This is a genomic window from Acidithiobacillus sp. TH-A67 (assembly GCF_057473545.1).
The window spans coordinates 1-6,939 of the sequence record NZ_JBYCKU010000032.1; the positions used below are offsets into that span (position 1 = coordinate 1).

At 56.0% G+C, this 6,939-nt stretch carries 11 protein-coding genes; 1 reads left to right on the plus strand and 10 read right to left on the minus strand.

Annotated elements, in window-relative coordinates; all coding sequences use genetic code 11:
* Window positions 1–62: 62 nt before the first annotated feature.
* The 10 genes from AC2VNM_RS04880 to wrbA all read right to left on the minus strand — a co-directional run bounded on the left by AC2VNM_RS04880 (window position 63) and on the right by wrbA (window position 6,134).
* A complete protein-coding gene (locus AC2VNM_RS04880; protein ID WP_483165019.1) occupies window positions 63–518 on the minus strand; it encodes a cytochrome P460 family protein in 456 nt (151 codons plus the stop codon).
* 113 nt (window positions 519–631) lie between these two features.
* Entirely contained in the window at window positions 632–973 is a 342-nt protein-coding gene (locus tag AC2VNM_RS04885; RefSeq protein WP_483165018.1) for a DsrE family protein, read from the minus strand.
* Window positions 970–2,262, minus strand: coding sequence for an MFS transporter (locus AC2VNM_RS04890; RefSeq protein WP_483165116.1), 1,293 nt, complete (start codon window positions 2,260–2,262; stop codon window positions 970–972). The genes AC2VNM_RS04885 and AC2VNM_RS04890 overlap by 4 nt, the downstream gene beginning before the upstream one ends.
* Window positions 2,263–2,267: 5 nt before the next feature.
* Window positions 2,268–2,618 (minus strand): ArsR/SmtB family transcription factor, encoded by a 351-nt coding sequence (locus AC2VNM_RS04895; protein WP_215873274.1) that lies wholly within the window; start codon window positions 2,616–2,618, stop codon window positions 2,268–2,270.
* Window positions 2,615–3,352 carry an MBL fold metallo-hydrolase gene (locus AC2VNM_RS04900; protein ID WP_483165017.1) on the minus strand — a complete coding sequence of 246 codons (738 nt, stop codon included), beginning with the start codon at window positions 3,350–3,352 and terminating at the stop codon, window positions 2,615–2,617. Before AC2VNM_RS04900 ends, AC2VNM_RS04895 begins: the two co-directional genes overlap by 4 nt.
* 155 nt (window positions 3,353–3,507) lie before the next feature.
* Window positions 3,508–3,816 carry a hypothetical protein gene (locus AC2VNM_RS04905; protein WP_483165016.1) on the minus strand — a complete coding sequence of 103 codons (309 nt, stop codon included), beginning with the start codon at window positions 3,814–3,816 and terminating at the stop codon, window positions 3,508–3,510.
* Window positions 3,817–3,971: 155 nt separating this feature from the next.
* Window positions 3,972–4,586, minus strand: coding sequence for a glutathione transferase GstA (gene gstA, locus AC2VNM_RS04910; protein ID WP_483165015.1), 615 nt, complete (start codon window positions 4,584–4,586; stop codon window positions 3,972–3,974).
* The gene (locus AC2VNM_RS04915) at window positions 4,583–4,840 is read right to left on the minus strand and encodes a winged helix-turn-helix domain-containing protein (RefSeq protein WP_483165014.1); all 258 of its coding nucleotides are present in this window, start codon (window positions 4,838–4,840) and stop codon (window positions 4,583–4,585) included. The genes gstA and AC2VNM_RS04915 overlap by 4 nt, the downstream gene beginning before the upstream one ends.
* Window positions 4,841–4,883: 43 nt before the next feature.
* On the minus strand, window positions 4,884–5,516 hold the full coding sequence (locus AC2VNM_RS04920) for a YceI family protein (protein ID WP_483165013.1): 633 nt from the start codon (window positions 5,514–5,516) through the stop codon (window positions 4,884–4,886).
* A 9-nt stretch (window positions 5,517–5,525) separates the two neighbouring features.
* Window positions 5,526–6,134 (minus strand): NAD(P)H:quinone oxidoreductase, encoded by a 609-nt coding sequence (gene wrbA, locus AC2VNM_RS04925; protein WP_483165012.1) that lies wholly within the window; start codon window positions 6,132–6,134, stop codon window positions 5,526–5,528.
* Window positions 6,135–6,224: 90 nt separating this feature from the next.
* Between wrbA and AC2VNM_RS04930 the strand changes: the two genes are divergently transcribed.
* Window positions 6,225–6,551 (plus strand): winged helix-turn-helix transcriptional regulator, encoded by a 327-nt coding sequence (locus AC2VNM_RS04930; RefSeq protein WP_483165011.1) that lies wholly within the window; start codon window positions 6,225–6,227, stop codon window positions 6,549–6,551.
* The last annotated feature ends 388 nt before the right edge of the window (window positions 6,552–6,939 follow it).

Below are 6,939 nucleotides of genomic sequence, written 5' to 3' on the forward strand. Positions count from 1 at the left end.
GGTTTCTATCTCGGGGTGCCCGCACACTGGGCAGGTGATGATCGATTGCAAAGTGACCGCGCTCATTTGACCACCACCTCGGGATGTTTCTGAATGAGAGCCGCATAGGCCGGGGTCATCTCCTGCTTGGGGAAATAGGCCGCCATCACCCAGTTTCGATCCCCTGCATCGTACCCGGAAAGCTTCAGCATCGCTGTCACGCCGGTTACCTGCTTGTCCATCCCGTAATTCTCTTTGACCAGAAGACTATGATCTGCATATCGGGAGACGTGGATGATGCTACCCGCCTGGACAATGGATTGCACTGCGGCGGCATTGGCGAGATCAGTGGTAAAGGCATCTACTGTGCGGGAACCCACTTGGAATGGTCGGCTTTCTGGTATGATGGCGTGGTTTTGCTGAAGAATCTGAATCTCTTGCCAGAGGGCTTGCGCCGTCAGCACGCTCTCCGTGCCGGCCAGCGCACTACCCAATCCCAACATCCCGACCACCGTTAGCAATACTATGATGCTCTTCATGGATATTCTTCCTTTGCATGCCTTCGCAACCACACCCGACGCCCACTCTTTGCCGCCTTGAACGATTCAGAGTTGGGAAGGATGAAATCCCCCCGCAAGCGCTCGCAGGCAGGCTAGAAATATGCCAACTCATCGGCCGCACTAATCCACGCCGACAAGCTTTTCATGGAGCCAGACTGCACGCCTGAGGGCAATACGGATATGCCGTGCCTCTTGAGCGAGCTTCCACAACATTGCACTTCCAGCCCCAAGTCCAGCAACTCCCGAAAAAGCCCTAGCGTAGGGACCCCTCCACCAACGTTGTCGGTGCCCAGTAATGTTACTCCATCGCCGACTAGAAACAGGCGTACAGCCTTATCCTCCGCCAACATGGCCCCGGCGAGGCGAATGGCCGTGTCTGCCCGCGGATTTTCTTCGGCGATACTGCTGTGTAGTACGATAAGTGCGGTAATCATTCTCCAGCTCCTTGACGACAGGAAATGGGATGCGTTTCCTCCACCGCTAGGGCGATCCAGATTGCGGAAACAGCGGTGACGCCCGCCGTCAGCCAGATCGTCGGTAAGGCAGCATCGGCCCACTGTGCTGCGCCACCCAAAAGCAGTCCACCGATGGCGTATCCCGTATCCCGCCAATAGCGATAGATCCCCAACGTCTTGCCCCGCACTGCCGCGGGTGCTACATCTGCCATGGCCGCAATCAAGTTGGGATAGAGTAACGCCATACCCAGCCCCATGACGGCGGCGGCAAGCATCCAGGCGGCAAAGTGATGGACCAAGGCAATCCCCACGAGCCCCAAGGTCAAAAGAAAGAACCCAGACAATATGGGCACTTTGCGTCCCACACGATCGGCAAGATGCCCCGTCCAAAACTGGCATAGGCCCCAAACCATGGCGTAGCTACCCGTAATCCACCCAATCTGGACAACCCCCTCCCCATGAAAGCGAAAGTACACCGGCAGCATCACCCAGACCAGAGTGTCTGCCACCTTGTTGGCCACCCCACCCTGGCAGAGCGCGCGATAGGTATGATCACGAAACGAGACCCGGACAAAGCTCTGCCATCGGCTTTCCAGCTGGGTTCTGGCCGAATCAGGATGGAGTGGACCGGAGCCGTTCTGTTCCTGATGTTCGGCCTGGGCCCAGGGCAGGGTATCACGCACCCAAATCAGCGTCAGCAAAGCCAAGGCAATCACCAGCAATGCAAAGCCGAGAATCGCCCAGCGGGGGCCATAGAGTACCGCCAGATAACCGGTGCCCAAACCGGCAAGGCCTACGGCGATATACCCCATGGCTTCGTTGATGCCCACCGCCAACCCGCGTTGGCGGCTGCCGGCCAAGTCGATCTGGCTGGTCACCGTCATCGTCCAGGTAAGGGCTTGATTAACACCTAAAAAAACATTGGCGGCAATGATCCACCACCAGTTCGGGGCAAAGAAAATCAGCAGAGGAATGGGTATACCGGCCAGCCAACCCCAAAACAATACCCGTTTTCGGCCCATCCGATCGGAGAGATCGCCGGCAACAAAATTGAGGATGCCTTTCACCAAGCCGAAGGAGACCACAAAACTGGCGAGAAAGAGAAAGGCGTGACTGCTGAGTCCAAAATCCTCCCGCATGGTCGGCAAGACATTGCGTTCCATGCCAATGAGGAGGCCGACGAAAAACACCTGCGCCGTCTGCAGGGCGAATTGTTGCGAGTTCTGCGCGATACCCTGCGGATACCGCGCTTTGGCCACAGGTGGCATGGCGCTCATGCAGAATCTTTTTGCGGGAGCTGCACCAGTTCCGCGCGTTGCTGCGTGGTGAGTTCCATTTGTTCCAGAATCAAGCCGCGCACGATCTGACAAGTCTCCAGCACCTTGGGACTCGTCAAACGGTAATGACAGAAGGTGCCGCATTTTTCACAGTGGACCAGACCCCGCGCCTTGAGGACATTGAGGTGCTGGGAGAGGTTCGCCTTGGCGAGGCCGGTTCGTTCTGCCAACTCTCCGGCACTATATTGTTTCATTCCCAAAAGGTGGATGATTTCCAGGCGCTTGGGATGCGCAAGGGCGGCGAATACCTCGGCAAAGAGGGCAAAACGCACGGTTCCTGTACTCATGCCGCACGCCCGAGATTAGCCGCCACGATCTGCTCCATCTGGGCGGGCCGTGGCGGGACGGTGGCCACGAGCTCGCGCACAAAGTTTGCGCGATCCATCTGCAAATAGGGGTCCCAGCGCTTCTCGAAGGCCAGGGTAGAGCTGGCCTTGCCCGACAACCCCGCACCACAGACACTCCCTGCCGCGTGTCCGGGATAGATTTCGATGGTGTCCGCCAAGGGAAGGATTTTATTCTGCAGGCTCTCATAGAGCAGGGCCGCCATTTCTTCCGGCGTCCCGCCTAGGTCTGGACGTCCAACCGCACCGACGAAAAGAGTGTCTCCCGTCAACAAAAACCAGGGCTCGGGGCCGCGCCGCTGGTCGGTCACCAACAGACAGATACTGTCCCGCGTGTGCCCCGGAGTGTGCAGAATTTTGGTCTGGACATTCCCGGTTTCCAACACTTCACCATCGTGTAGAGCGCGGATCGGAAAGTTAGCCAGATCCTGATCGCTCTCGTGCAGACAGTAAGGCGCCCCGACTTCCTGTGCCAACTGCCGCCCGCCGGAGAGATGGTCGGCATGGAGATGGGTGTCGATGACATAGGAGATGCGCACCCCTTTTTGCTCTGCCTGTTGCAGAAACCAATCCTCGTCGCCAGCGACGACATCGACCGCCACTGCAAATCCCTTACCGCCACAACCATAGAAATACGACTGCGTGCCATCGGCACCACCGCGCTGTTGAAAAAACATGGAGCACCTGTTTCGTTACTTTCGAAATTATTAAACTATTGCTTGGACTCGTCCGTTGTCAAGCCCAACCTCTGACAGGGCTGTGCCTGCGGTCGTGCCAAAACGATCGAAAGGGGCTGGTCTGGGGCTCTTCCTGCCCGCTCTACCAATTTCTTTCACAGTAATTCCCGAGGATAAAAAAAGTCTCCCACCCAATGGCCCTTCCGATAGTCCAAGGTCACAGCACGAGGAATGAAGGGCGTCACGCGGCGGATAGGAAAAGTCAGCAGATCCGCCACATCGGCATCGCCAATGGCGCAAACCTTGGTACCTACTGGATAGAAATACAGGATCAGGCGTGGGTCCGTTCCGGGCACCGGAATGGCTTCAGCATGGGGGGTATCGGGAAAGCGCACGCGCTTACGGATCAGGCAGCTAAAAAGTAACTCCAGTTCTACCAGCAGTGGGGTGGGATGCATCGTCAAGGCACGCTCCGCAGCGGCCGTCAACTGCACTTGAATGGGGCGGCGTCTGCCCCTAGGCTGATTTGCGGCGCCTTTCACATCCTCAAAAGATGAACCCATATTCTTTCCTCCGAGCATCGGGAAGCATTGGGAAATTCAAACGGGACCATACGATCTCAGGAATCCCGAAGAAGTCCTTCCGCCTGCAGGGCCGATTGTACAGCTGGCCGCATGAATACCCGCTCCTGATAGGCCTTGAGTAGCGGCCATTGTTCCAGTTCAATGCCCACATGCCGACACCAACCCAATACCGTAAAGAGATAGGCGTCAGCCACTGTAAAGTCCTCGCCCAACAACCAATCCTTGCCCTCCAGTTGCCTGCTGACGGTGTTCAGGCGCCGCCCGAGTTGGGCAGCGGCCACCGCCTTCCATTCCTCGGGCACCTGCGGGTTGAATAAGGGAGAAAACCCCTTGTGCAGTTCCGTAGAGATAAAATTGAGCCATTGCATGAGCCGATAGCGCTCCAGCGTGTTCGGAGGCGGAACCAGATTCTTTTCGGGCACGCGATCAGCAAGGTATTGAATAATGGCCGGCCCCTCGGTGAGCACTTGACCGTCGTCGAGCAGCAGGGCAGGCACGTAGCCGTCGGAATTGATGGCGGTATAGTCAGCGCCGGTTTCCGTTTTCTTGGTGGCGAGGTCCACCCGTTCCTTGTCGAAGCGGAATCCCCCTTCGTTGAGAATGATATGGGGAGAAAGGGAACATGCGCCGGGGCTGTAATACAATTTCATGGCAATCCACCTCCTAGCTTGGCGATTGGCAGCGAAGTGCTGGGGTTGTCGTGCATGGCTTCCGACTCCCAACGTGCTACCAAGGCAGCATCCTGATCCTGCTGCCAAGCACGGTAGGCCGGCTTCTGCACACTGAATCCCAAGCTTCGCAGGAACTTTTCCGGACGGTCATCAGGGACACGTCCCGGCCGAAACGGTGGGTGATCAGATCCCGCACCATGGCCAGTATCCACAGGGCAAAAGGAAATTCGCATTGCTCTAGGTTCTTGTCCGCAGCGCCTTCTGGACCCTGCGCGGTTACTTCTTTTTGACGCCCTCGACCTCGACTTTGACGGCTATCGCGTTGGATAGTCCCTCAGGCAGGTAGGCATCCATCCCAAAGTCGGAGCGATGAATGACGGTGGTGGCGACGAATCCCGAAAGGTATCCACCCCAAGGTTTGGGAAGGTAGGGAACGTTGCCTGCCCCAATCTCCTGGACCTGGAAGACTACTGGCTTCGTTACCCCATGCAGGGTCAAATTGCCGTATAGCTCCCCCTTTTTGGGGCCGTTCGGGACGTATTTGCTGCTGACAAAGGTGATGTTGGGATAGCGTTTGACATCGAAGAACTCCTTGCTGCGCAAATGTTGATCGCGCAAGGCGAAGTCGGTGTTGATGCTCGCGGCAGGGATGGTGATATCTACCTTGTCCTGGGCAGGATTTTGGGCGTTAAAGGTGTAGGTGCCACTGATGTTGTCAAAGCGACCAGTGAACTGACCAATGCCGACGTGACCAATGGTGAAAAAGACATTGGTATGCTGCGGATCGATGCGATAGGTCCCACTCGGGTTTCCAGAGAGGGGGGTATAGGTCATAGTAGCGGCAAACACCGGACTGGCAAGACATAGTCCGGCGGCAAGCAGGACGCTTTGTGGGATTCTGTTACGCATGAGAAGCTCCTAGTTTCCAGTAATGAGTTTTTGGGTAATTTCTGCCACGTGCTTACCTTGAAAGCGAGCAATGGCAAGTTCATTGGCAGAGGGCATCCGACTGCCGTCACCGTTGGCCAGAGTGCTGGCACCATAGGGCGTGCCGCCACTGATTTCGTCCATGTTGACGAGCCCTTGGCAGCTGTAGGGCACGCCAACTACGATCATTCCCTGATGAAACAAAAAGGTGTGGAAAGACGTGATGGTGGTCTCCTGGCCGCCATGCTGCGTTGCGGTGCTCACGAACACGCTGCCGACCTTACCGACCAAGGCACCTTTTTGCCAAAGATTGCCGGTGCGGTCGAGAAAATTGCGCATCTGGCCGCTCATGTTGCCGAAACGGGTGGGGGTGCCAAAGATGATGGCGTCGTACTCCGCAAGCTCGTCGGGATGAGCCTCCGGGGCTGTCTGCTGGGTCTTGGCGTGGATTTGAGCCAGGATTTCCGGCGACATACTCTCCGGTACCCGCTTGATATCCACGGTAGTACCGGCTACGGAACGTGCTCCTTCCGCTTCCGCTCTGGCCATCTCTTCTATATGACCCCACACGCTATGGTACAGAACCAGTATCTTGCTCATTCGGGAAACTCCTTGTGGGCGAACTTGATCGACATCGGTATTAGAATAGGGGTAATCTTCTTTTGTAAAGTAGGTACTAACGAGTAACCAATGAGCCAACGTTCCCCCGAAACATCCTGTCCCATGGATCGACTCCTCCGACTCATCATGGGTCCCTGGACTACCTATCTCCTCTGGGTTCTGGAAAGCCAGGGGGTAATGCGCTTTGGGGCTCTGAAAAAGTCAATTCCTGGCATTTCTTCGCGCGTCCTCACAGAGCGCCTGCGCAGTCTGGAAAGCGCTGGAATCATCTTTCGCGAGTATCGCGCTACCATCCCGCCCGAGGTAAGCTATGGGCTCACCGAAAAGGGCAGGGAGTTGGGTTTGGTTCTGAAGGGCCTTAATCAACTTGCCCAGCGCTGGTATCAGGAAACATGAGTAAAACCCTCATATTCACTCCAATAGTTCTGAGAACCTCCCACACCCGAGCCTGAAACAGGCTGAGTGCCTGAACGTAACGTCGGACTGGATTTGTTATCAACATTGGACGTTCTGTCCAGTGCGTTGTCTCTTTGGCAAATTTGTGGTGTTGGTAGTGGTCGTCTCAGAATTCGGAGTGCAGAGTACGCTAAGGAGTCTGCACATCTTCTGGGAAGGCCCACCATGGCAGTGTTGCCTTGATTGTCACAGTTTGATCCAAAAACTTCCTTTGCTTGCCTTAGAAAAAATGGGTATTCGTAATTTGGTGTGTATGGCGCCTCAACCGGATCAAAGCTCATTCAGATCGTGTTTGTGTATTTACCTAAAATCGGGATCGTCCAGTTCG

What these genes read in the sequence shown, in the direction of transcription:
- AC2VNM_RS04900 (WP_483165017.1), bottom strand. Translation starts at nt 3,352, where the DNA reads ATGTTTTTTCAACAGCGCGGTGGTGCCGATGGCACGCAGTCGTATTTC.
- AC2VNM_RS04885 (WP_483165018.1), bottom strand. Translation starts at nt 973, where the DNA reads ATGATTACCGCACTTATCGTACTACACAGCAGTATCGCCGAAGAAAAT.
- wrbA (WP_483165012.1), bottom strand. Translation starts at nt 6,134, where the DNA reads ATGAGCAAGATACTGGTTCTGTACCATAGCGTGTGGGGTCATATAGAA.
- AC2VNM_RS04890 (WP_483165116.1), bottom strand. Translation starts at nt 2,262, where the DNA reads ATGCCACCTGTGGCCAAAGCGCGGTATCCGCAGGGTATCGCGCAGAAC.
- AC2VNM_RS04880 (WP_483165019.1), bottom strand. Translation starts at nt 518, where the DNA reads ATGAAGAGCATCATAGTATTGCTAACGGTGGTCGGGATGTTGGGATTG.
- AC2VNM_RS04895 (WP_215873274.1), bottom strand. Translation starts at nt 2,618, where the DNA reads ATGAGTACAGGAACCGTGCGTTTTGCCCTCTTTGCCGAGGTATTCGCC.
- AC2VNM_RS04930 (WP_483165011.1), top strand. Translation starts at nt 6,225, where the DNA reads ATGAGCCAACGTTCCCCCGAAACATCCTGTCCCATGGATCGACTCCTC.
- gstA (WP_483165015.1), bottom strand. Translation starts at nt 4,586, where the DNA reads ATGAAATTGTATTACAGCCCCGGCGCATGTTCCCTTTCTCCCCATATC.
- AC2VNM_RS04915 (WP_483165014.1), bottom strand. Translation starts at nt 4,840, where the DNA reads ATGCGAATTTCCTTTTGCCCTGTGGATACTGGCCATGGTGCGGGATCT.
- AC2VNM_RS04920 (WP_483165013.1), bottom strand. Translation starts at nt 5,516, where the DNA reads ATGCGTAACAGAATCCCACAAAGCGTCCTGCTTGCCGCCGGACTATGT.